Source organism: Pectobacterium sp. S5 (assembly GCF_051707265.1).
GTDB classification, from domain to species: domain Bacteria; phylum Pseudomonadota; class Gammaproteobacteria; order Enterobacterales; family Enterobacteriaceae; genus Pectobacterium; species Pectobacterium polare.
Map to the genome: position 1 here is coordinate 539,671 of NZ_JAULSZ010000001.1, position 21,854 is coordinate 561,524.

The 21,854-nt window shown below is 52.9% G+C and carries 25 protein-coding genes and 1 pseudogene; all 26 read right to left on the reverse strand.

Going from position 1 to position 21,854, the window contains the following annotated elements:
• Positions 1 to 84 precede the first annotated feature (84 nt).
• A pseudogene (locus QWJ20_RS02475) lies at positions 85 to 441 on the reverse strand (recombinase family protein); the annotation flags it as partial.
• A gap of 270 nt (positions 442 to 711) precedes the next feature.
• On the reverse strand, positions 712 to 1,332 hold the full coding sequence (locus tag QWJ20_RS02480; protein WP_433991755.1) for a tail fiber assembly protein: 621 nt from the start codon (positions 1,330 to 1,332) through the stop codon (positions 712 to 714).
• The gene (locus tag QWJ20_RS02485) at positions 1,332 to 3,398 is read right to left on the reverse strand and encodes a phage tail protein (RefSeq protein WP_433991756.1); all 2,067 of its coding nucleotides are present in this window, start codon (positions 3,396 to 3,398) and stop codon (positions 1,332 to 1,334) included. The genes QWJ20_RS02480 and QWJ20_RS02485 overlap by 1 nt, the downstream gene beginning before the upstream one ends.
• Before the next feature lie 2 nt (positions 3,399 to 3,400).
• Positions 3,401 to 3,982, reverse strand: a complete 582-nt coding sequence (locus QWJ20_RS02490) for a phage tail protein I (RefSeq protein ID WP_249681439.1) — start codon at positions 3,980 to 3,982, stop codon at positions 3,401 to 3,403.
• Positions 3,975 to 5,078: a baseplate assembly protein gene (locus tag QWJ20_RS02495; RefSeq protein ID WP_433991757.1), complete on the reverse strand. Its 1,104-nt coding sequence runs from the start codon at positions 5,076 to 5,078 to the stop codon at positions 3,975 to 3,977. The genes QWJ20_RS02490 and QWJ20_RS02495 overlap by 8 nt, the downstream gene beginning before the upstream one ends.
• Entirely contained in the window at positions 5,069 to 5,416 is a 348-nt protein-coding gene (locus QWJ20_RS02500; protein ID WP_039273098.1) for a GPW/gp25 family protein, read from the reverse strand. Before QWJ20_RS02500 ends, QWJ20_RS02495 begins: the two co-directional genes overlap by 10 nt.
• Before the next feature lie 58 nt (positions 5,417 to 5,474).
• Entirely contained in the window at positions 5,475 to 6,056 is a 582-nt protein-coding gene (locus QWJ20_RS02505) for a phage baseplate assembly protein V (protein ID WP_109412834.1), read from the reverse strand.
• Positions 6,053 to 7,213: a phage late control D family protein gene (locus QWJ20_RS02510; RefSeq protein WP_127156912.1), complete on the reverse strand. Its 1,161-nt coding sequence runs from the start codon at positions 7,211 to 7,213 to the stop codon at positions 6,053 to 6,055. Before QWJ20_RS02510 ends, QWJ20_RS02505 begins: the two co-directional genes overlap by 4 nt.
• Positions 7,201 to 7,413 (reverse strand): tail protein X, encoded by a 213-nt coding sequence (locus tag QWJ20_RS02515; protein ID WP_014914964.1) that lies wholly within the window; start codon positions 7,411 to 7,413, stop codon positions 7,201 to 7,203. The genes QWJ20_RS02510 and QWJ20_RS02515 overlap by 13 nt, the downstream gene beginning before the upstream one ends.
• Entirely contained in the window at positions 7,403 to 8,332 is a 930-nt protein-coding gene (locus tag QWJ20_RS02520) for a phage tail protein (protein WP_127156913.1), read from the reverse strand. The genes QWJ20_RS02515 and QWJ20_RS02520 overlap by 11 nt, the downstream gene beginning before the upstream one ends.
• Positions 8,332 to 10,854 (reverse strand): phage tail tape measure protein, encoded by a 2,523-nt coding sequence (locus QWJ20_RS02525; RefSeq protein ID WP_433992371.1) that lies wholly within the window; start codon positions 10,852 to 10,854, stop codon positions 8,332 to 8,334. The genes QWJ20_RS02520 and QWJ20_RS02525 overlap by 1 nt, the downstream gene beginning before the upstream one ends.
• 223 nt (positions 10,855 to 11,077) lie before the next feature.
• Positions 11,078 to 11,221, reverse strand: coding sequence for a GpE family phage tail protein (locus tag QWJ20_RS02530; RefSeq protein WP_094431851.1), 144 nt, complete (start codon positions 11,219 to 11,221; stop codon positions 11,078 to 11,080).
• On the reverse strand, positions 11,166 to 11,486 hold the full coding sequence (locus QWJ20_RS02535) for a phage tail assembly protein (RefSeq protein WP_039287185.1): 321 nt from the start codon (positions 11,484 to 11,486) through the stop codon (positions 11,166 to 11,168). Before QWJ20_RS02535 ends, QWJ20_RS02530 begins: the two co-directional genes overlap by 56 nt.
• 142 nt (positions 11,487 to 11,628) lie before the next feature.
• A complete protein-coding gene (locus QWJ20_RS02540; RefSeq protein WP_039273085.1) occupies positions 11,629 to 12,153 on the reverse strand; it encodes a phage major tail tube protein in 525 nt (174 codons plus the stop codon).
• On the reverse strand, positions 12,153 to 13,580 hold the full coding sequence (locus QWJ20_RS02545; protein WP_039273083.1) for a phage tail sheath subtilisin-like domain-containing protein: 1,428 nt from the start codon (positions 13,578 to 13,580) through the stop codon (positions 12,153 to 12,155). Before QWJ20_RS02545 ends, QWJ20_RS02540 begins: the two co-directional genes overlap by 1 nt.
• Positions 13,570 to 13,767 (reverse strand): hypothetical protein, encoded by a 198-nt coding sequence (locus tag QWJ20_RS02550; RefSeq protein ID WP_039273081.1) that lies wholly within the window; start codon positions 13,765 to 13,767, stop codon positions 13,570 to 13,572. The genes QWJ20_RS02545 and QWJ20_RS02550 overlap by 11 nt, the downstream gene beginning before the upstream one ends.
• Positions 13,764 to 14,231: a Gp37 family protein gene (locus QWJ20_RS02555; protein ID WP_219678316.1), complete on the reverse strand. Its 468-nt coding sequence runs from the start codon at positions 14,229 to 14,231 to the stop codon at positions 13,764 to 13,766. The genes QWJ20_RS02550 and QWJ20_RS02555 overlap by 4 nt, the downstream gene beginning before the upstream one ends.
• Positions 14,232 to 14,493: 262 nt before the next feature.
• Positions 14,494 to 14,805, reverse strand: coding sequence for a hypothetical protein (locus QWJ20_RS02560; RefSeq protein ID WP_039532748.1), 312 nt, complete (start codon positions 14,803 to 14,805; stop codon positions 14,494 to 14,496).
• On the reverse strand, positions 14,798 to 15,127 hold the full coding sequence (locus QWJ20_RS02565; RefSeq protein ID WP_010281034.1) for a hypothetical protein: 330 nt from the start codon (positions 15,125 to 15,127) through the stop codon (positions 14,798 to 14,800). The genes QWJ20_RS02560 and QWJ20_RS02565 overlap by 8 nt, the downstream gene beginning before the upstream one ends.
• A complete protein-coding gene (locus QWJ20_RS02570; protein WP_433991758.1) occupies positions 15,117 to 15,791 on the reverse strand; it encodes a hypothetical protein in 675 nt (224 codons plus the stop codon). The genes QWJ20_RS02565 and QWJ20_RS02570 overlap by 11 nt, the downstream gene beginning before the upstream one ends.
• Positions 15,781 to 16,392 carry a transglycosylase SLT domain-containing protein gene (locus QWJ20_RS02575; protein WP_433991759.1) on the reverse strand — a complete coding sequence of 204 codons (612 nt, stop codon included), beginning with the start codon at positions 16,390 to 16,392 and terminating at the stop codon, positions 15,781 to 15,783. Before QWJ20_RS02575 ends, QWJ20_RS02570 begins: the two co-directional genes overlap by 11 nt.
• A 1-nt stretch (position 16,393) precedes the next feature.
• Positions 16,394 to 16,723, reverse strand: coding sequence for a putative holin (locus QWJ20_RS02580; RefSeq protein WP_039273066.1), 330 nt, complete (start codon positions 16,721 to 16,723; stop codon positions 16,394 to 16,396).
• A gap of 256 nt (positions 16,724 to 16,979) precedes the next feature.
• Entirely contained in the window at positions 16,980 to 18,347 is a 1,368-nt protein-coding gene (locus QWJ20_RS02585; protein WP_433991760.1) for a TolC family outer membrane protein, read from the reverse strand.
• 2 nt (positions 18,348 to 18,349) lie between these two features.
• Positions 18,350 to 19,678, reverse strand: coding sequence for an HlyD family type I secretion periplasmic adaptor subunit (locus QWJ20_RS02590; RefSeq protein WP_433991761.1), 1,329 nt, complete (start codon positions 19,676 to 19,678; stop codon positions 18,350 to 18,352).
• A 27-nt stretch (positions 19,679 to 19,705) separates the two neighbouring features.
• Positions 19,706 to 21,433 carry a type I secretion system permease/ATPase gene (locus QWJ20_RS02595; RefSeq protein ID WP_174865828.1) on the reverse strand — a complete coding sequence of 576 codons (1,728 nt, stop codon included), beginning with the start codon at positions 21,431 to 21,433 and terminating at the stop codon, positions 19,706 to 19,708.
• Between the two features lie 17 nt (positions 21,434 to 21,450).
• A complete protein-coding gene (locus QWJ20_RS02600; RefSeq protein WP_095994264.1) occupies positions 21,451 to 21,762 on the reverse strand; it encodes a protease inhibitor Inh/omp19 family protein in 312 nt (103 codons plus the stop codon).
• Between the last annotated feature and the right edge of the window lie 92 nt (positions 21,763 to 21,854).

Here is a 21,854-nt window from a genome sequence, read left to right on the forward strand (position 1 = left end):
TATTTTCGGCGACACAGTAAAGAACTTATCAATGAAAATAACATGTTTACCGGGTTTCTGGTCACTGTGGCGCAGAGGAAATTGCTATCGCGCTGCTTTTGGACCAGCGTCAGGAACGCCATCCTTACTCCGCGCAGGAAAGTATTTATAGATGGTTTTTTCTGACACGCCGACGATATTCGCCACCTGAAGGCGCGTTGCCCCTGTCGCTAACATCGCCTCGGCTCGACAAAGCACATCTTGCGTCATAAGCCGTTTTCGCCCGCCGATGCGACCCTGCAACCGAGCAACATCGAGGCCAGCCCGCGTCCGTTCGACAATCAGTTCCCGTTCCATCTCTGCCAGTGCGCTCATCACATGAAAGAAAAAACGACCCGCGGGGGTAGAAGTATCAATACTATCTGTCAGGCTGCGAAAATGAATGCCTTTCGCCTGAAAATTATGCAATGTTTTATTGATTGGGGATCAACAATTTTATGAGTTTTTAAATTTTTTAAGAAAAAAACAAATTCAATCGAAGCAGCTAATGGTAATGCCACTATTCGTTTTGCCTCTGAAAAAATATAACACCCTTAAATTATTGAATTTAATAATTTTAACAATGTAATTTAAATAAAAATCATCTTTAATTAAAAAATCGGACGCTGTTGATACGTTTTGATGCATCAACAGCGCCAAACGTTGAATAGCCAGAAGAACTCGTTAGTTAAATTATGCTAAAAATGGTGCATCAGGAAAAATAAATCCCTCTAAATTAATATCAACTCGACTGAGCTGTAAGCGGTAGGTTTTCCACGCTTTCAGCTCATTTTTTTCTTCTTCTGTTGCCAGGTTTAGCTCAACGGCATCGCTGAGTACCTGAATGCGCTCACTTGCTTGAGATAACCTGGTATTAAGTTCCACTTTTTTATTTGCGACTAATACTTGACGTTGAGCTTCCAGATCGGTTACCCATTGTCCATCCTCCCATTTATCAAATTCAGAGGTCGGTACCAATAAAGTCTGATTGGCTTGCAATTCGCCCATATCCGTAACCTTATTGGGTTGACGGGTTTCCGTATTATAAACCGTCTGACCGCGATAGTCAGATACATGCTCCCACTGCTTTCCATCCGCGCTACGCCTTAGAGCCAAACCTGCCTGAGGAAGTTCTGGAACGTCAATGTAACTACCAGCAGGTACACCTACACCAATAGGCAAATATTCATAATTAGCGCTAATATACTCTCGGCTTGTTGGATGAACCTGATAAACAGTAATCCAACCTGCCTGAAGGCTAAAACCTGATTCATTCATTTTTGCTGAGTTAACTTCAATAGAATAACTTTTCATTATGCTGCTCTCACGATGTAGTTAAATGCGATATTTCGGGGGCGATTTTCGTTTGCCGTTGGTACAACACGGGAAACATCTAATGTCGCTGGATACCATGAATTTGCCGTTGTGCTATTGCTAAGGGTTAGGTAACTATCCCTGTCGTATAGCTTCGCACTTGTATCGTAATACATGGCCCCTGAAGAAGAGTTCTTAGTTGGTGCAGTAACATCAGCATCATGCCCATAAAGTAGGCTTCCAGTTATATTTCTGATTGCATCACTTTGCTCTGAAAATAGTCCGCGCTCAGTATCCACACCGCGCCCATCATCCCAGCCACGAATAAACTCACCACGAAGATCGGGTAGTATTCCTGATGGATAAGCTTGTGCTAAAAGTGGATAGACATTTTTATCAAATGCCTGTCCGTTACACTTTAACCAACCTGAAGGTGCTGTTCCCTGTGGCCATGGCATAGGAATACCGACAATTTCATTGAGAGATAATGCCCCAATCTCCGCAGCCGTAGGTTTATCCTGGTCGGTATAAATACGCGCCCACGGTTTTTCAAAACCGCTATTATCGCGAGAGCTTCGATATTTTATTCCGCCATTAGCAAAATCAAAATAGAACTGAGCTGCTGATGCAGAACCAGTATTTAAACCCATATGCCAAATTAGGGATGAGTGTGTACCATTATCTTTTAAATACGCACCGGTCGGGCTATTCCATGCGAGGTCGCTGTCCTGATAGATAACACCTGATGACCCCTGATGAACATAATGACTATCGGCATCCGTTTTGGTTATAGCACCCACATCAGCAGCTGTCGGTACGCGTGACGAACTGAGTGCAATCACCCAAGGCGCATTAAGACCATCATCCCACTTCTGCCGCCAGGCATAGTCTCCACTATGATTGATATATTCTTGTGCTACGAAATTACCGTGCTGAAAAACATGAAGCACACCATATCCGTATAATTTCTGCCCTTTATAAACAGGCATGTCAGAAACGGTATTGGGATCGTTTATCGCAACAACATACTCACCCGCTTTATCGCAGTTGGCGAAGGTCATACCATCTACTAATGTGCCGCGTAGTACCACATTGTTGTAAAACGCAGTTTTATCAGAAATATCCGCGCCATTCTTGGCTTTTTCCAACGCCCCAGCAGCAAGATTAACCGTCTCAGTTAAACCGAGGTTTGCGGGAGTCAGCGCAATATTGGCCGTGCCATCAAACGGCACGCCGTTGATTGTCCGGGGTGTTGCAAGTTTTGTCGCCGCCTGAGCGATTGCTTTCTCAGGTAATGCACCAATATCGGCCGCAGTAGGTTTATTCTTCGTATTGTAATCACGTCTCCAGCCAGGAGAATAATCAACACCGTTATAGACATAAGTAAATTGTGCATTCGCTGAGTCGCTAAACCCAGCTGGTGTTGTTGAAGGCGTAGTTACCCTGATTGTCGTGGCATCGTGTTGCCCCATAACCTCAACAACAGAGCCAGCCAGTGGTATCTGACCACACTCTGTATCAGAGATAATTTTATTGTGGGTGTACGACCACGAACCACGACACACCCAATAGGCATGAACAAAAGCGCCCTGACTTTCTAACCAACCAATAAACTCAGCGGTTGTCCATAAACCGGCACTTCCCCCGATGGGGATCGAGGAACTGTATGCACGCGATGAACCAAGATTGCGGTTAAACAGTTCTCTATCCTGAATATCTGCACCGTTTTGGTCTTTCGCCAGTTTCGTCGCACCGACCGAGCGCACAAATGCCGTCGTCGCCACCTGCTGACTATTGCTGTCAGTTGCAGGTGTTGGCGCTTTCGGGGTGCCGGTGAAGGTGGGATTCGCCTTCGGCGCATATTGCGTATGCGGATCGGCGGCGGTGGCGTGTGTTGCCAGATCGCTACCCGTTTTTTCCTGCTCTTTTTTCAAATAGCTGGTACGACTGGACAATTCTTTAGCCTGTCGGTTTGAAACACCGTCCGGTCCACCTACGACCGGATCTGACGTTTCGATTTGGTAAATGCCGTCAACCCATTGTGGGTTCTCTGACAAATTCGCCATGTTTAAGCGCTCCCATGATTGTAGTTACTGTCGTATGTTGCCGTCCGGTTGTAGCGGATAGGCACTTCCCAATATTCGATGCTGGCCAGATGACACCGTGCAGGGGCAAACATCCCAATGGCATTGCGCAGCATTCTGACCTGATCGTTGGTAATCGGTTGTTTTAGCAGTACGCGATAAACCGCCCACGCTGCTTTATCGCCGTGCACGTAAAGGTTGTTGTAGGTGGTTTCGCCGTCGTAGCTCAGGCGGCCAATATTTTCGATTAGCGTGCTGTCACCAAAGCCGAAGCGGCGGATGATCTCTTTAATGCTCCAGGGTGTACCTTTGTTTCGATGCAGATCGATAGCGGCCTTGATCAGTGCACGTTTAGAATCATCCGATTCCGCCAGTTCCCAGCCGTCGCCAAACAACGAGAACTGTTCTGCCAGCCAGGGCAACGCACTGCTGTCTGCAATATCAATCAGATAAACCAGCAAGGCATTCAGATCGATGTCATCAAAGCGGTCGGCCAATTCCGCCAGCGAACGAAAGCGGGCGTCAGCCGCCAACGGCGGTGGCAACAGTTGCAGTGAATCAGCCATTCGACACCCCGACGACGCTGACATTGATGCCCGTACAGTTCGCCCATTCACTGTCATCAAGTACCATCAATGACGGCGAAACGAGCTCCACCTGATACACGCCGGGAATGGATAACGTGGCGATAATCTGGCTTGGGACAATGTCACGCCCTAGCGTGGCGGTACGGGTTTCAACCCAGGCCTGCACCGCTTTCTCCGCAGCGGCCTGAACGACGCCAGCCTGTTCGCCGTTAAACAGCGTCAATTTGGCGCTGATGGCGTAATCCACCTGCGTGGGGGATTTGGCGGAAACAAAATCCGTCAGTGGACGCACCTGTTCGTCAGAGCAAAAACTTTCCACCAGCGAAAGCATGCTGCTGTCCGGCAGGCCAGTACTGAGCAACGGATACAACACCACTTCGCCCGGTTCGGGCGACATCACCGCCACATCGACAATGTTTTGGTGTGCCCGCATCGCATGAAAGCGATATGCCAGTTTCGATCCCGCCGTACTGAACGATTCCGGTGCCAGTTGAACACGTTCACGCAGGCGATCGTCATCTTCCTCGGCGGAACCGCCGCTGCTCTTGGTGATATTGACGACGCTTAAATCGCTGTCGCCAATTTCATCCAGCAGCGTACTGATTTGGGCAGGCAGCCAGTCATTGCCCACATCACCACTTTCGGTACAGGTCGCCAGCACGGTGACACCGCTGCCGTTCGCTCTCAGCAGCGCGTCGCTGTCGGTGGTGAAAATCACGCTGTCCGACGCACTAACGCGAGTGCCCGCAGGAATCAGCAGATCGCTGGCTAACGGCGTTTCAGGGGTAAAGCGAAGTTCTGCACGCGCCGGCTGCGCCGCCAAACGGTAGACGCCAACCAGTTCTGCCAGATAATCCAGCATCGGTGCACGAGCAAACGCAACCAGGTTCTGCTTGGCGGTTTCCTGGACCGCACTACGCAATAAAGTTTCCCGGTAAGCAAAGAGGTTAATCAGCAGGCGTTCGGCCTGCGCCGGATAGAGTGTTTTCCCCGAATCAGCTTCATATTTCGCGATCATTTCGGCGGTAATCTTCGCCGCATCGCGTTCAATAAAATTGGGTTCTGTCAGCGCCATAACAACTCCGTGGTCTGTGTCGCGCCATTAGCGGTTTTCCAGCTAACGTGCAGCGTCAGGTGAGCCCCATTCACAGAAGGTTTAACCGCCAGTAACTGGCAGCGAGGTTCCCATCGTTTGATCGCTTCTACCGATTCCCTGACGACATGCGGGATCGCACGTTCGATCGGATAATCGAGATACAGATGTAGGTTGCTACCAAAGTCAGGCCGATGTGGGTCGCTGCCGCAGGGTGTCCGCAGGATGATGTGAATCGCCTGCATGATATCTGCCGTTCCTTCGACGATGTCGCCAGAACGTTGCAGCGCCGGTTGCCAAAAAACAGATTGAGTTTTCATAGGGGGCTATTGTCGCCCCCGGTGAGAGGAAAGAATTGTAAAGCGGTTTAGAAAAACGTTAGTGCGAGTGGTGGTTGGAGTTGCCACCAGCATCCATGACGCTGCCGCTGGCGCTGACGTTGCCGGAGATACTGACATCACCACTGAGGCTGGCACCGCCGGAACCGGACATCCCGCTCTCGTAAGTGAGTTGCCCTTGCACCAGTAGCTTGCCAGTCACCGTCGTTTCTGGCGCATTAATAGTGACACGCTGAGCGTTAACCACCACGTCAGTACCGCTGCTAATCGCAATATGCTGCACGCCGCCGTTGATCGTTAACGTATGCGTCCGGCGATCGTATTCAATATGCGCGCCGTCAGCGAACGTTACCGCCCTTTTGTCCTTATCTGCCAGCGTTGGCACATCGGCGGCAGAATAAATCGCCCCCAGCACCAGGCCGTCCTCGCCGTTGCCATCCAGCAGAATTTCGACCTGTTCGCCAATATCCGGTAACCAATAATCCTTATTATTCTGCGTATTGCGCTGTAATACCGGCAGCCAGGCCGTACGCAGATTGTCACACTCTGGTAGACGAACGCGCACCATTACGCGAGCCTCATCCACCGCGCTTATCGTGCCAATTCGACGAGATAAACTCATGGCAACACCTCCTTTTTACTCTTGACCGTCCGTGTTGTCTGGCTGCCATTCGGGTGGTAAGTCACCAGCGTTTTTCCGCTCTCCGATTTTCGCTTGCCCGCCGTAATCGGCCCACGAATCAACCCAATCTCCGTGGTGTAACCACTGCCACGTTCCAGAACATGGCGAGCCGATTCGATCAACCAATGGCCAGAAAGTTGGCCGAACGACACCAGCTCAACTTTATTCCCCGCCGCCAACTGCGGGCTGCCCATCAATGTCATCGACCCCTTTTGTTGCTTTTCGTTGTGCGCATCCAATGCAGCATCCGTTTTCATCCTCGCTCCAGAAGCATCCGCCGCGCGCACGTTAACTTTCAACGTATCCGCACTAGTCTCAGCACCAGCAGACTTCATTTCGTCGTTCGCGCCACCGTTGGCTTCACAAACCATCAGTTTCTTTTCACTCCCTTTCTGATATTTCGTCTTGGCGTTTTTATAGACGTGGCTGATCGTGTCGCTCAGTGAAAAACGCGCGACGTCCGTTGGCTTAATTTGTCGAACAGACGCCTGATTGCGCAGCGTTGCCAGATGGGAAAAAATCAGCTGGTCGCTGACCACTTTCACGGCATAGCCATATTCACTGGCGAGCCGCTTTAGAAAAGCGACATCGGTTTCCGCATATTGCGTAACGCGATCGATCTTGATGATCTGAATCATCCCTACGAGCATCAACTGATGCTTTTTCGCGATGCGCGTCGCAATGGCAGCTAACGTCGTATCTTCAAAACCGCAGTTTGATTTGGTTCGCAATGCACGATTGACCGATGTCGCGACGCCGCGAATCATCACTTCGCTCGGCGGTGCGCTAACCTCAATTTCATCAATCGAGAAAGTACCGCAGTCAAACAGCATTTCACCGAGATAGCCTAGCTTGAGCGATAATGTATCGCCCGTGCCGGGATACCACTTATCCATCCAGCGACCATCGGTATCATCGAGCCTGACCTCGATCGAATCCGATTCATTCTTGATGCTGTCGGTATACGTCACGCTGGTAACATACGGTGCGATATCATTGGTGATATCCTTTTGCAGATACCACAGGGTGAACGCCGGTTGCAGTACTTCCGACACCGCTGGAGAGAGCAGGGTTAGTTCTTCCGTTAACGCAGCCATGGTGGGGTGTCCTCCGCTTTACTGGCCTCTGCCTGTTCAATAATCGGAATCAGCACCACCACACCCGATGGCAACAGCGGTACGATGGGTACATGCGGGTTAGCCGCAATGATCCGCGGATAGCCAAGCGGATCGCCGTAATACAGGTAGGACAAGGTATCCCAGCGTTCGCCCTGTGTAGTGATATGTTCAAGGTGCATATGCTTCAACCCTCTTCACGATTTCTGCCGTCAGTTTGCTCAGCGCAGGTTCAGCGCCTTTAAATGTGTCGCTCGCGGCCTCAACATGTTTACTAATGGCTTCCAGCTTCTCGATAACATTTTTGCTGTCGACGCCCTGCAACAAGACGGCAACTTGCTTGACCTGCTTCAGCATTTCATTCGCCGCGTTATTAACCGCTGTAATTTCAGGCATCATCTTCTCTGCCTGAACCGCCGTATCAGATATGGCCTCTGCCGCTGTTTTAAACGCCGGCACCACCTGACTTAACGGCGTCAATACATTCCCGACTTGCGTTAGCAGTCCGGGAATTTGCAACAGCGCGGTTTCGGGATTGTCCTTCATCCGTTTTACAATCTGAACGGTGGTTCTCACCGCCTTAACGGCAGATTGTGCCTTCTTGGCATACGTGACAGCCGTGCGTAGTGAAGCTGAAAAATTGCTCACTTTCTGGACCGCCGTGGTGATGGCGCTGACGTTAGGAACAGGGGTCTCTATCGCAGGCGGCTTGAGCGGATTCTTCGGATCGCCAATGTATTCTCGCAGCGTTAGCGCGGCATTCATGGCCAATACGTTGCCCTTCGCGTCGGTATGTTCGCTGGTCGAGGTCAGTGCCGTAATCACAAACCAGCCACGATAATCCCCATTGCCGAAGACTAACGCCATTGCCTGATGCGCCCGCATCGCCTCAACCAACCGTTTCAGCTCCACATCCGGCGTACAGTACTGCTTGTGAAACACGAGGCTAATATTAATCTCGTCCAGCTTCGCACCGATGAACTGCAGACCGGGTTTACCCTCAATGCGGCCATGCTCGGCATAATCTGCGCCGAATGACGTATTGAAGCCGTCCCAGTAGGCGGTCACTTTAAATTCAATATTTCCTAATACCGCAAACATCAGGCGTACCCCCTGCGCTCACGCTGGGTGAGCAGCTTGTTCAACATATTTTCCAGTTCATTCATGCTAAGCGTCAGCGTCTTCGTCATTTCAGGCGTTGGCGCTGCCTTCTGACCGTTGAGATAAATGGTGGGTGAGAAAGCAACCTGAACACGTTCGGAAGGGGCTGCGGTGACTAACTTACCTTTTGCTCCACCGACAGTTGGTGTCAGTGCAACACGCTGTTGCGGGGTTGACACATTGCTCTCAGCGTTAGGTGATTCAACAGGCAGTGTTGGCTGTAGCGACAGTGCAGATACCGACGTGGGTTGCAGAACGGGTGGAGTTATCACATTGGCAGCCACAGATTGACCGCTAGCTTCGATAGACACGGTTTTCGAGCCGATACCCAGAAAATTTTTAACGCTATCGGGAATAAATTCATCGATCGTTTTCAGGACATTTTTTATCTCGGGGAAATAACTGATCATCCCCTTAACCAATGCGTCAATAATCACGCCACCGAGTTCACTTAAACTACCAGGAAGTTGGATGCCCAAATCACTGACAGTATCGGCAAAGATGGAATACAGCACGCCAAATGGTGACCAGTCGAGCAGTAACGCCGCAATACCAGCTACTCCGCCAGATACCGCATTGCTGAGCGCCTCCCACCCCGCATTAAAAGCCTGACTAACTTGTGACCAGAGGTTTTTAAAGAATGCACTAATCGGCTCCCAATATCGGTAAATCAGGTAAGCTGCCCCTGCTATTGCCGTTATTGCCAAGCCAATCGGATTCATTAGCAGCATACGTCCTAGAAACAATACTGCTCGGCCCGCCATCATCAAGCCGCTACGTAACACTCCGCCAAGCATGCGCCCTAATGTTCCGGCTCCACCAACCAGCCAGTGCAATGCTGCGCCAAGCCCCTGCAAGAATCCCGTTGTTCTTAGCCCTGCGGAAAATAGTTGCCAGCCCGTCTTAATCTGTAAAATACCGTCCTTGAATGCCTGAAACCAAGATAACAGCGTGCTAATCCCCTGCCACGCGCCACTCACCGCTTTTCCGAACATAAATAAACTCGCAACGGTCACCACAATGCCGCGAACCAGTTCGGGGTTCTCGGCTGTCCAGGTCACCAATTGATCCAAAATAGGGATCAGCACATCACTCAGAGAAACCAATACTGGCGTCAGCGCTTCACCCACATTGAGTGCAATATTCATCACTGACGTTGTCATTTGCTTCCAGCGCCCGGTCAATGTGTCATTCTGCTGGGCGAAGTCGAGATCCAGCGTTTGCGTAGCCGCCGGGCTGTTCATCCGCTGTTGGTTCGCTTGATAGCTCTGCCAGTTCTGCTTCATCGACAACGCATGATTGACGGCTTCTGGCGTACGGAACACCTCCTGCAATCCGTAGCGCTGCATTAAACTTTGCTGCGCATCCACGTTGCCCGATTTACTGGCCATGTCCCATTGTTTCTGGAATTGGCTGCCTTTACTGTCGATAAATCGGTTACTAATCTGAACCGCAGCGTCGTACTGTGAATACCCACCTTTCATGTAGCTTTTTAGTGATGCGTTATAATCTACGCCCGCGTTATAGTAACTGTCGGCAATGTCGGTTCGTCCCACGGCATTCATGAAACTCCCCAGCCGGGCAGCCGTGTTCGCTTCCGTATCCGCACCTTTTGTCGCACTCAGACTGGAAACCAATTGGCTCAGCGCCTGATTACCCGTCGCCCCCATCGCCGTAAATCCTGGAGCCAGCTCGGTTGCATATTGCGTCATCGACGCCATGGAGAAACCCTGTTTAGTGCCCGCCAACATGCGAGAGAAGGATTCCTCCAGTGCCTTCGCGCCTTTCAGGTTAAACTCGTCATCAAGCGTGGTCGCGAGCGCGGTAAGATCGGACAACGCCGCGCCGGATGCCGTTGAGGTTTTCCCCAACACTGCCGCAACATCCGTTGCCTGCTGCTGCGACATCCCGTTATCAAGCAACTTTCCGGCACTGCTGAGCAATGCATCCGGCGTTTGGTTCACCTGTTGAGAATATTGACGCAGGCGCTGCCCCATCTCTTTTTCTTGCTCGCTCGACATCCCATGTGCAACGCGGATATCACGCAATTGCGCCTCAAATGACGCATAGCGTGTGACCGACGCCACAATAGGTGCCATCACCGAACCAAATGTCTCCTTTATTTCCTGGAAGCTTTCGGTGCGTTCGGTATGGTTCTCACGTAGCGCTTCCTGACGTGGCTGACTGCTCGCTAGCCGCTCCTGATTGATTTCCAGTTCAAGCCGCGACTGATTTAATTGGGATACGGTTTGTGTGCAAACAGCACCGAAACGCTCCAGCGACTGGTTTAACTGAGACACAATTTGCGTGCTAATAGCGCCAAAGCGCTCCAGCGACTGATTAAACTGCCGCTGCCGTTCCTGAGCTTGCTTGAGGCTATCACTAAGTGACTGCAGCGATTTTTTTGTGTCATCCAGCGTGGCGCCAAACGCCCTGCCCAGCATGACACCGTTTAAAAGCATATCCACGGTTCACTCTCATTCAGAAAAGCCCCCTGCGGGGCGGATCGGAGACGGCGGCTCGCGCCGCTCCAGTTTGGTTTCCCCATCACAAACAGGGGATAAAACGAGGAAAAGGACGGGTGATAAGCGGGAGAAGAAGACAGGTGGTGAGGGAGAAAACGGCCAGCGTCCTTATCGCTGGCCGGGTTAGGGTGGATAGTGGGCTAATTAATCCTGTCAGTAATCAGTCTTCCTCACCGTTCTCACGTTTTATCTGTTCGCTGGCTTCATCCAGCCAGCGTTCAAAGTCGTCCAGTTCCAGCGCATCAATCTCACTCGGCTGAAAGCGAAACCACCTCGCCAGCAGGGCCTGCGCTTTCCACAGCAGCGCCGGCTGCGTTATCCAACCCAAGTAGCTGCTGAAATCGTTTTTGCAGCGCCATGTAGTCCTGTGCGTCCATCTCATCGATGTCTTCCGGCACCAGACCGGTCATGCGCGACAGCAGCGCGTCGTCCCAGTTGCTTGGGTCATCGCTGATTTTTTTCACCGCTTTGATGTCTTTGACTTTCAGACGCTTGAGCGAAATGGACTCCACGCGTTGACCGGCAGAGGTGGTGTAAGGGAATTGCAGAGAATAGGTTTCAGTGTGCATAACGGCTCCTTAGTAAATGTCGGGAGCAGTATCGCGTGCAGCGAGGAATAACGATTTTAAAGTGAATTAGAAAACGAAAGGGGCGGGCATAAGAAAGGGGCCGAAGCCCCTTTCTTTCCTTACTTAACCAATGAATACCAAATTAACCGCCGATATTGGCACGATAGCTGTTCAGTTGATCTACGCCGCCCACCATGAAGATGTTGGACAGGTAATCCAGCTCCAGCAGGTCTTCACCGTTCATCACCTGCTTGATGTAGGTGCAGCTGAACGCGCTGCTAAAATCCGGGTTTTCGTGCTGTTTGAACGTGCCCAGCGGATTCTTTTTGAACATGATGGTCATGTGCGTCACCAGCGGCACTTCTTCGATACGGCCCTGAGAGCCGTAGCGTTCCACGCTGGAGCGACACTGCAGCGCCAGCGACTGGTAAGGGTTCGCCGCCGCCAGCATCGCTTCGCGGTAGAAGGAGTTCCACTTGATCTCGCCTTCCAGCTTGTCGAAGCCCGCAGGCAGTTCGATCTTGCCGACCATACCCAGCGCTTTGTGCTCCTGCATGATCATAGAGACATCCGGCAGTTTGATTTCCTGCGCACGCCCCAGCAGGTTGGCGCCATTGATGTAGATGTTGGCGTTGGTAATACGGTTTACTTCAATTTTCCCGGCCATCAGTTAGTGCCCTCCAGCGTTACCAGGTATTCCGAGGTGATCTCCGTCTCAAAGGTCAGACGCTCAAGCGGCGGCGGCGGAGTGAATTTGTAGTTAAGCAACAGGTGCCCTGCCGCCAGTTCGGTTTGTTCGTTACGCGCGGCATCGAACCAGCATTTGAAGCCCAGCAGCGCGCCGTCACCGATCAGCTTGCGACCGTAGGCGTTGACGGATTCCACCAGCGCATCGATCAGCGCCTGATTGATCGGCATATCGATGTATTGCTGGCTGAAGTAGCGGATGGATTCGTTAATCACATCGCCAGTACGACGCACGTTTTCAAAGTTCTTCATATGCGTCACGGTTGGCCAGGCCGCGGTGCGATTGCCCCACAGGCGCAGGCCGGAGCCGTAGCTGTTGAAAATGGTGCTAATGCCCTGCTCGTTCAGCAGGTTCACTTCGCTCTGCGGATCGTCAATCATCGCGGACAGCTGGCGCTCTACGCCGGTGATCCCTTTGATTTCCTGATTGGATGATGACCACCAGAAACCTTTCTCCAGATCGACTTTGGCACGCAGACCCGCGGCACGCGCCGACAAAGGCTCCAGACGTTCGCTGTTGGTTTCCGCGTCGTACACTTTTACGTGCGGATAGCACAGACGAGCGCGTTCAGAGCTGGTGTTGAAATTGATCGTGCCTTCCGGGCCACGGCCGCTCAGCGCTTGCGCAAAGGTGGTACCGATTGGCGCATCGATGTAAGCAATCGCGCCCAGTTTGTCGGCCAGCGAAATCAGCTCGGTCGTTACGCTATTTTGCGTGCAGAACATCGGCGAAATCAGAATCTTGGCAAAGAAACCGTACAGGTTGTAGGTATCGTTCAGCAGCTTCATACCGGTGCGTTTGCCCGCGGCGTTGATGCTGCCGATGATGTCAGCGGCGGTCACTTTCGTAACATCAGCAAAGTCGTAAGACGCGCTGACCACAGCCGCAACATCGATGTTTTTACCCAGATTTTTCAGTACGCCAGTTTGTGCATCCAGCGTATAGTCCTGACCTTCGACAAACGGCTGACCGCCTTCTGCCGCCGTTAGCACCAGCTTGGCAACCACACGGTTCGCCAGTTGAGCCGTACTGGTCGCTTTGTCAAAGGTGACTTTTTCTGCGCTCACAGACGATTTGTGTTTCGCCGGATCCAGCACGTTAATGACCAGAACCGTACCCGCACCATGATCGTAAATTGCATCCAATGCCTGCGGGATGGTATAGCCGCCGAACTGGCTACCAAACTGTGCTGCGTCTTTTTCGGACAAGCACAGCGTAATGTCATTTACCGCACCTTGCGGCGCCGTACCAATCAGCCCAATCACCGCAGATTTGACGGTTTTCACCGGACGAGCACCGGTTTCAACTTCAATTGTTTCTACACCATGTAAATAATTAGCGGCCAAGGGTCACCTCCGTTGCGCTATCAGCCAGAATCTGATCCGCGACAGGCAGCAAATAGCCCAGCGCGATCAGCGTTTTCACGTACTCATGATCTGCCGGCAGTTCAGTCACCTGAGCGGGCCAAAGCAGAATTTCCTGACCATCTGCCAGCGTGACGCCGCTGGCGGGGCCGGTGTAGCGATATTTCATGCGTCTTTCTCCTCATAATTAACCGTGGTAAGCAGCGGACCATCCGTCTGCTCGCGGTCTTCGATAAAAAGGGTTTCTGTGGTGCAATCGATGGCGTAATGCCAGCGTCCTTCGGTGTAACCAACGTAGCGGTCGCGTACTAGCCGAATACCGCGATGACAGTCAGGCAGTCGGTATCCTCCCAGCGCCTGACGGACGATATCGAGCGTGGCCAGCACGCCGTCTTCGCCATCCAGCTCCGGCAGCAGCACGGCAACCATCAGCTGTGGTCGCTGCGTCTGAACCGGAGAGTCCGCATCTTCCGGTGCGGAAAATTCGGAACCGCGATACCCCACCAGCACATCGCCAGGTGTCAGGAGATCGGGTCCGAGCAGAATGTTTTCTGGGCAGGACGCAATCCGCCGTGCCGGTAAGTGCTGCTGGAGGCGGGCTATCACCGCATCGATAATTGGTCTGGCATTCATATCCGTTCACCCGCTGTGTTAATGGCGCACTGTTTTGGTGGCACATCGTGTTGATGGCGCTAGTATCCGGATAATGACTGGCTGCGGCTTTTAATCTGTTTTAGAAAAAACAGCGAAGTGATTTATTTGAAGAAATACGGATAAGATACTGAAAAATAAAAATTATTTCGATAAAAAAAACGCCAGCACAATCGTGCTGGCGCAAAGTAATATGACGACACTGATAACGTGCAAAGACAGAAGAGAAACTCATGCTATGGGATTACCGATCCCAATATTTTTCTGGCCGGGCAATGCCAACCATACAGTCAACCGCGTATTCCACGACATCCACACCAAGGCGGGTAAGATTCGCCAGCCAGACGCCGCCCACCTCCTTGGTCAATACCGCCATCTTGCGATCGGCCAGATAATCCAGTGCGTGACGCAGCTCCGGCTCTGAAGCATCGGCATACAGCCGCTGCATCAGCGCTAGCAGGAACATTTCATTCGCGGTGTAAGGCCGCGTTTTGTTTAATGCGATAAGCAAGTGCCAACGCATCGATTCCTGTCGGATACGCTGCGTATCAGCCATGATTGCCTCCCGAATACCGCTGCTGCACTAGCTCCAGCTTATTATAAAGTGCATCCAGCTTGGCTTCGATTACCGTCTGACCACGAATGTAATCCTCACGTCGCACGTAGATCAGCGGTAAGTCAGCACGAAATTCCAGAAACTCGCGCTCCAGACGCGTCCAGCCTTGCTCGCTCTTCTGGCGTGCATTTTCCAGGGCGGCAAAACGCTCGTTCAGCCGCTTTTCAATCTGAGTGAGCAGAATCCGTCCGGCAGCAAACAGGAAACTCATAAACGACAATAGCAGGCCGACCAGCGACCAGAATTCCACTTCAATTTTCACGTGTTACCTCCCCTGCCTGTTGTAGCGCTTCGATGTAATCCAGCAGCGCGTTAACCTGCGCACTCAACGCCTGATAGCGCTCTCCGTTGTCGCTGATGTTGGCGAGAATATCGCGCTGGGAGACGCCTGAAGGCTGTAATTCGGCGTCAGCGGTTGTGCCGAGACCGGACGCTGCGCCAGTGCGGCGGGCAGCGGCGGTAATGTCTGAGGCACCATCGGCGGACAGACCGAAAGCGGCGTTGTAGTGCTGCACGAAGCCACGAGTAAACACGCACTGCACAGGCTGAACTTTGCCTTTTTCGTCAATGTATTGCTGAGTAACATGGTCGATTTTCCGTTGCAGAGCGGCGTTATCCGCCGCCAGTTTTTGACGCGCTGCGACATAGCGCTGTTCGAGTTGATTCCCACGCTCTACCTGTTGCTGGTATTGCTCAGCCGCCGCACGTAATAGCTGATTTTGGGTTTCGGCCTGCTGCTGCTGTAGCAAGTTGAATGCCGCCTGCTGTTTCGCCAGCTCGGCATCCCCCAGTGCCTGCGCCAGTTGATAACCCTGATGACGGCCGGTCAGATAGACCGCGAGTAGCGACACCACAGCAAGCAGGACGGCGACCACGCGTGGCGAAAGAAAGGATTTCAGGCTATTGAGAAACAGACTATTCCACACAGCTCGCCCTCCCCCAGCTCAAATACCGTGGCGCCAGCTGATGCAAAATGCGGTCGGGATAATGGCGATTTTCACGCCAGTTGGCGGTACTGCGTCCGGCATTGACGGTTTCCACATGACCAAACCAGCGGAGTATGTCCTTCTCGGCGATCTTCGCGCGTTGCTTATCACGCTGTAACCAGCCAAGCCCGCCATTGTAGGACGACAAGGTCATGGCCATACGTTCGCAGTCATTTCTGGCGCTGATACGCGTCCACAGCCAGCGATCGTAGCCCGTCAAAGCGCGGATAGCCCAGGCCGGATTAAACGGTTGATTGGCGCGAAGTTCAGGGACGATACCGCTAAACCAGTCGGCGGTGGTCGGCATAAACTGCGCCAGCCCCTGCGCACCGACGGGTGAAACGGCCCGAGGATTCCAGCCGCTTTCTTGATGCAACTGCGCCGCAAAGTCAGCAATCGGGGCATTCATGCCCCAATCCAACCGTGCACTGCGGATCACATCACTGCGGTACGCCTGCGCAGCACGAGGGATCGTGTCGGCGCAGACCGTCGCGCTAAAAAGCATCGGGCTAACAAGCAGCGTGATGAGAAGGTGTCGCATATCACAACCCCATCGCTACGCCGATGCAAACGGCTGACACAATCAGCGCACGTCGTAACATCGAGGCAGCAAATACGGTGTGGTGGCCGTCCCGAACCGGGAAACGTCCACGCGGTACAGGTTCATCACCTTGTTCGAGGAACAAACCAGGGCGCGCTTTAGGAAACAGCGAGCGATCCAGCCAATAACCTAATACCGCAGCGAGTGAGATAAGCGAGAGCTTATAGACGGTGACGGGAAGCTGTTGCGGTGAAATCAGCCCGATAACAGCAAAGAGCAAAGCAGATGTCACAATCCAGCCGGTAAGACGCGGTTTTTTGATTTTTTTCACGATAAAGCCTCCTGATAAGAATGGAGGCCATTATGCAAAATGCCGGGATTTTATGATTTTAAAGGAGTTTAAGTATTACTGAGGCGTAATATCACACAAAATCGAACCATTTCTATTCGTCATGCACTTCATATTCGTCACCCATTTCTACTTTTCATACTTCACGTTACACGTGCGTAGACTTCTCTGCTGATAAAAATCATAGCCGATTATCCGTATATGATTTTTATCATCTGTTTTAGTTTTGATAGTCTTGTTATTGGCGAATGGTCTTGTTATTGGCTAGTGACGTTGTTGCAGGCTGAAACCAGGCCGCCAGTTCCAGAATATCTTTCTCGTTCAGCGTACCCGCGGTATAGCGCAGTAACAGCCATGCCTGAAGCCAGCTGTATTTCGCCTCTGCCAGCTCTCGTCGGGCGTTATACCAATCCTGTTCGGCCAGCAAAATATCCAGATTGATACGTTCCCCACCTGCAACACTCAGCCGCGTGGCGTTGACCGCTTCTTGCGCCGACGAGGCCGTCATTTGCCAAGCCTTAATTTTCGCCGACCCGTTATTGTACAGGTTGTAGTACTTTTTCAATTCCGCCAGCGTTTTCTTGGTTTGATCGTCCAGCTCCGCCTGGCTTTGCTGATATTCCGCCGCCGCCTGCCGCATGGATGCCGAGACAGAGCCACCAGCGTAAAGCGGGACATTCAGCTGCAAACCGACGCTCTGCGTGTCGTATTTCTGGTTGTAGTTGTATTCACTTTCCGAACGGCTATTACGCGACGATGCGACCAGCGACAGCGTGGGCAAATGCCCGGCGCGGCTGCGTTCGATTTCATAGCGGCTAACTGCCAGCCCTTCGCGCTGCGTCGCCAGTTTGGCATTGTGCTGCACGGCAAGATCGCGCCACTGCGCCAGCGTCTGCTTACCTGATTCCGCAGACGGCAGTTGAGTGAGCATCATGGGATACAGCGTCGTGATATCCAGCGCCGTCCCCGTCATATTTTCCAGATCGGTGATCGCAGCATCCAGATTATCCTGCTGCTCAATACGTTGCGCTTCGATCAGCGTAAAACGCGCCTCCGTTTCCCGCACATCCGTTAGCGTGCCTTCGCCCGCCAGCAGCAGGCGTTTGTTCAGCGCCAGCTGTTCCTGATACGCCCGCTGCTGCGCATCCAGCAATTGCAGCTTTTCCTGTGCCAGCAGCGCATTGCTCCAGGCTTGATATAACCGCACCATCAAATCCTGACTGCGATCGCGAAAACGCTGATCGGCCATCAGCGTGCGGGCAACACCCTGCTGATAACGCGCCCAGGCTGCATAGTCCAGCAGCGGCTGGCGCAGCGATAGCGTTGACGTGTAGCTGTCGTAATCGCGTTTTAGCGTGTTGCCCGTGAAGCTATCCGTTTGGGTGACTTTGGAATGGCTGCGGTTAGCGTTATAGCCATACTGGAGATTGGGAAGCAGATTGGCACGCCCGATCGTCTCCTCTTCCTGACCTGCCGCATGCTCAAACCCCGCAGCGCGAAACTGGGCGTCGTTACGCAGCGACAATTCCCAAGCATCAAGCAGCCCTAATGCGTTGGCGCCCGAAGAAAGCAGCCCAAACAGCACGATTATCGCGATCCTTTGCATGATTATTCTTCCGTTAATGCCAGATGCAGGCGATCCATTAAAGGCTTAAAGAGATAATTGACGAACGACCGCTCTCCGGTACGAACAAACCCTTGTACCGGCATGCCGGGCTTGACTTCCAGCCCCTCCAGCGCACGTTTCCCAGCCTCATCCACCTGAACACGCAGGCTGTAATAAGGTGAACCGTCTCGCTCATCCAGCAGGCGGTCGGCGGACAGCAGCTCGACCGTTCCCGCAACGCGCGGCGTCGTGCTCTGGTTAAACGCGACGAACTGAAGCTCGACGGATAACCCCGGCCACACCTTATCCACTAGTTCAACGGGCAGACGCGCATCCACAAAGAGAGGCTGATCGTCCGGCACAATCTCCAAAAGCGTTTGCCCCGGCGCAATCACTCCGCCTTCCGTAAACACTTTCAGCCCGACCACCGTGCCAGAAACAGGTGCGCGCATCTGAATATTCGCCAGATTGAAATCGGCTTTTTCCTTCTTACTACCCACATCGCTCAGCAGCGCCCGCACGTCCGCCAGCTCGCTGTTCACTTCTTTGTCGTACTCCTGCTGGCGCTGGGCGATCAGCAGCGTTTGTTGTTCAATATCACGACGGGTACGGTTGATATCCCCCGCCAACTGTGCGATATCGCCGTTAAGCTGCGCCAGCAGACGCTCGTTCTCCAGCATTTTGTTGCGCGGGACATAGTTTTCCGCTGCCAGTGAGCGCAGCCCTTGCAGCTGTTGTTCCAGCGTCTCCCGCTGTTTCTGCTTACTGGACATCACCTGACGCTGAGCGCTGAGCGACGCCTCCATACCCGCGATACTTGAACGCATTCCTTCAGCTTCAAGTTTGAGCGACTGCTGACGGCTGTGCAGTAAATCACGCTGTAATGCCGTAATTACGCGCATCTCCGGTTTTTCCGCTAGCGGTTGCAGGCGAGGCGTCATCACCATGTCACTCAACCGCTGCTGCTCGGCAAGCAGCCGACCTTCACGCGCGACCAGCTGTAAATACTGACCATCCAGCCCTTCACTCACCGAACGCGCATCAACCTCATTCAGCGTTAGCAGAATTTGACCGGCCTCGACCCTGTCGCCATCTTTCACCTGGATTTTATCGACGATGCCGCCCTGATTGTGCTGCACAACCTTGCGGTTGCCAGAAATCACAACGCTGCCATTCACCATGACGCCCTTGTCCAGCGGTGCAAACAGTGCCCACAGGAGAAAACCGCCGAACCCGGCGAGCACCAGCAACCACCCCAGACGCACGGCACGTTTTTCATCGCGCCGCGCCGTCTGGTTCATACTCTCTTCGCTTATTTCTGATGCGGACATGTCTTTCCCTGTATTCGTCATTCCCTGTTACGGCTGGACAGCGGCAGCAGGTGTCATTTGTGCTTGATTGGCGGCACGACGCGGCTGCAATTCGTTCAGAATGTCGCGCGCTGGCCCAAAGCGCTGTTGCTTACCCTGATTGAGCACCAGAATTTTATGCGCCAGCGTGGTTAAGGCGGGACGATGCGTAATCAGTATCACCGTCGCTCCCCGCTTCTGAAGATGCGAGATCGCCTGCGCCAGCGCCATTTCGCCTTCGTTATCGAGGCTGGAATTTGGCTCATCGAGTACCAGCAGGCAGGGATCGCCATACACCGCACGCGCCAGAGCGATACGCTGCCGTTGCCCGCCCGACAGCCCGTTGCCGTCAGCGCCAAGCGGCGTGTCATATCCCTGCGGTTGGCTAAGAATCATTTCGTGGACGCCAGCCAGCTTCGCCGCTGCGACAATCTTTTCCGCGTCATGCTCGCCAAAGCGGGAAATATTCTCCGCCAGCGTGCCTTTAAAGAGCTGCACATCCTGTGGCAGATAGCCCATTGCCGGGCCAAACGCCGTTTTATCTACCTGACTGAGATCGGCCCCATCCAGTCGAACCTTGCCACGCGTCGGGGTTTGCGTCGCAACCAGCAGACGTGCCAGCGTCGATTTACCTGAACCCGATGCGCCCAGAATCGCCAACGTTTCGCCTGCCTGAAGCGAGAAATGGATATCCTGCAATCTTGATGCCCCTTGCGGCGTCTGCAATAACACATTCTCGACGCTAAGCTGGCCAACTGGCGCAGGCAGCGCCATCGCCTCCGCTTTGGGCGGATAAGCCGTCATGATACGGCTGAGCCGATACCAGGCCTGCCGCGCGCTGCTCAGCGGCTTCCAAATACCGATAAACTGATCGATAGGGCTCAACACGCGCCCGACAAGAATTGATCCCGCAATCATCATCCCCGGTGTGATTTCGCCCTTAATCGCTAGCATGGCCCCCACGCCGAGCATCAGCGATTGCAGAAAAATGCGCGCATGTTTTGATGCGGCTCCGACAACTGCGGCCCGTTCGCTCGCCAGATTTTGCAGCGTAATAAAACGGTAGTGTTGCCCCAGCCAACGGCGACGCAAATTAGGCAGCATCCCCATCGATTCAATGACTTCTGCATTACGCAGCTGCGTATCCGCAAGATGGGTCGCCTGTAGCGCTTCATGGTTTGCCTCTTCCAAAGGCGACGTGGTGAGATACTGATTCAGCCATGCCAACAGCACCAGCACCACCGTTCCTCCCAGCGCCAATAGGCCGAGAACCGGATGGATCAGGAACAGCACTAATAAAAAGAAGGGAAACCAGGGAATATCGAAGAAGGCAAACAATGAGTTGCCCGTAATAAACTGCCGCAATAGCGTGAGATCGTTCAGCGCCTGACCGGCTTTGGCCTCGCCAGCTTCCAGATTGCGCTCAAATGCGGCGTTGAAAACCTGTTGATTCAGTTGTAGATCGATTCGGGTGCCGAGCCTTACGACCACCAGACTTCGCACCCATTCGAGTGCCGCCATGAATATCCCCAGACCGGCAATCAGCAGGGTGAGCATCAGCAACGTGGTACCATTCCCCGAAGCCAGTACGCGATCGTAAACCTGAAGCATATAAATCGAAGGCGACAGCATCAGTAGATTAACGATGGCGCTGAAAATCCCAATGCTCCAAAAGCTGCGCCGGAAAGGACGCAGTATACTCAACAACGAACGTTCCTTATTTGCTAGTTGACTCACTGCGTTTGCCTCTCCTGTCAGGGCTGTTTATGCAACGTACGTGCACTGCCATCAGGCAATATCAGCGTATAGCCCTCTTTTTCCTTGCTAAAGAACGCCACGGACTGGCCCTGTTCTTTCGTCAACGTGATACCGTCCGGCGTCGGCCGCCATCCAGCAGGCACATCCGGCAGCAGCGCTTTTAAGCACGGCGCATCACCCTCAAGACGCCAGGTGTTATCCACTAACGGCGTATTGTGCAGCACGACCTCACACTGCTGTTCTCCGCCACGCAATTGCCATACGCCGCTTAGCTCACTTGCTGAAGGCAACTTCAAACTACTCGCCATACATCCTCCGCTTATTGCACTTAACAACGCCGCGATGATTAACTTTTTCATAGTGGCCCCAAGTCGATAACAGAAAAGGACGGGGGTTACCC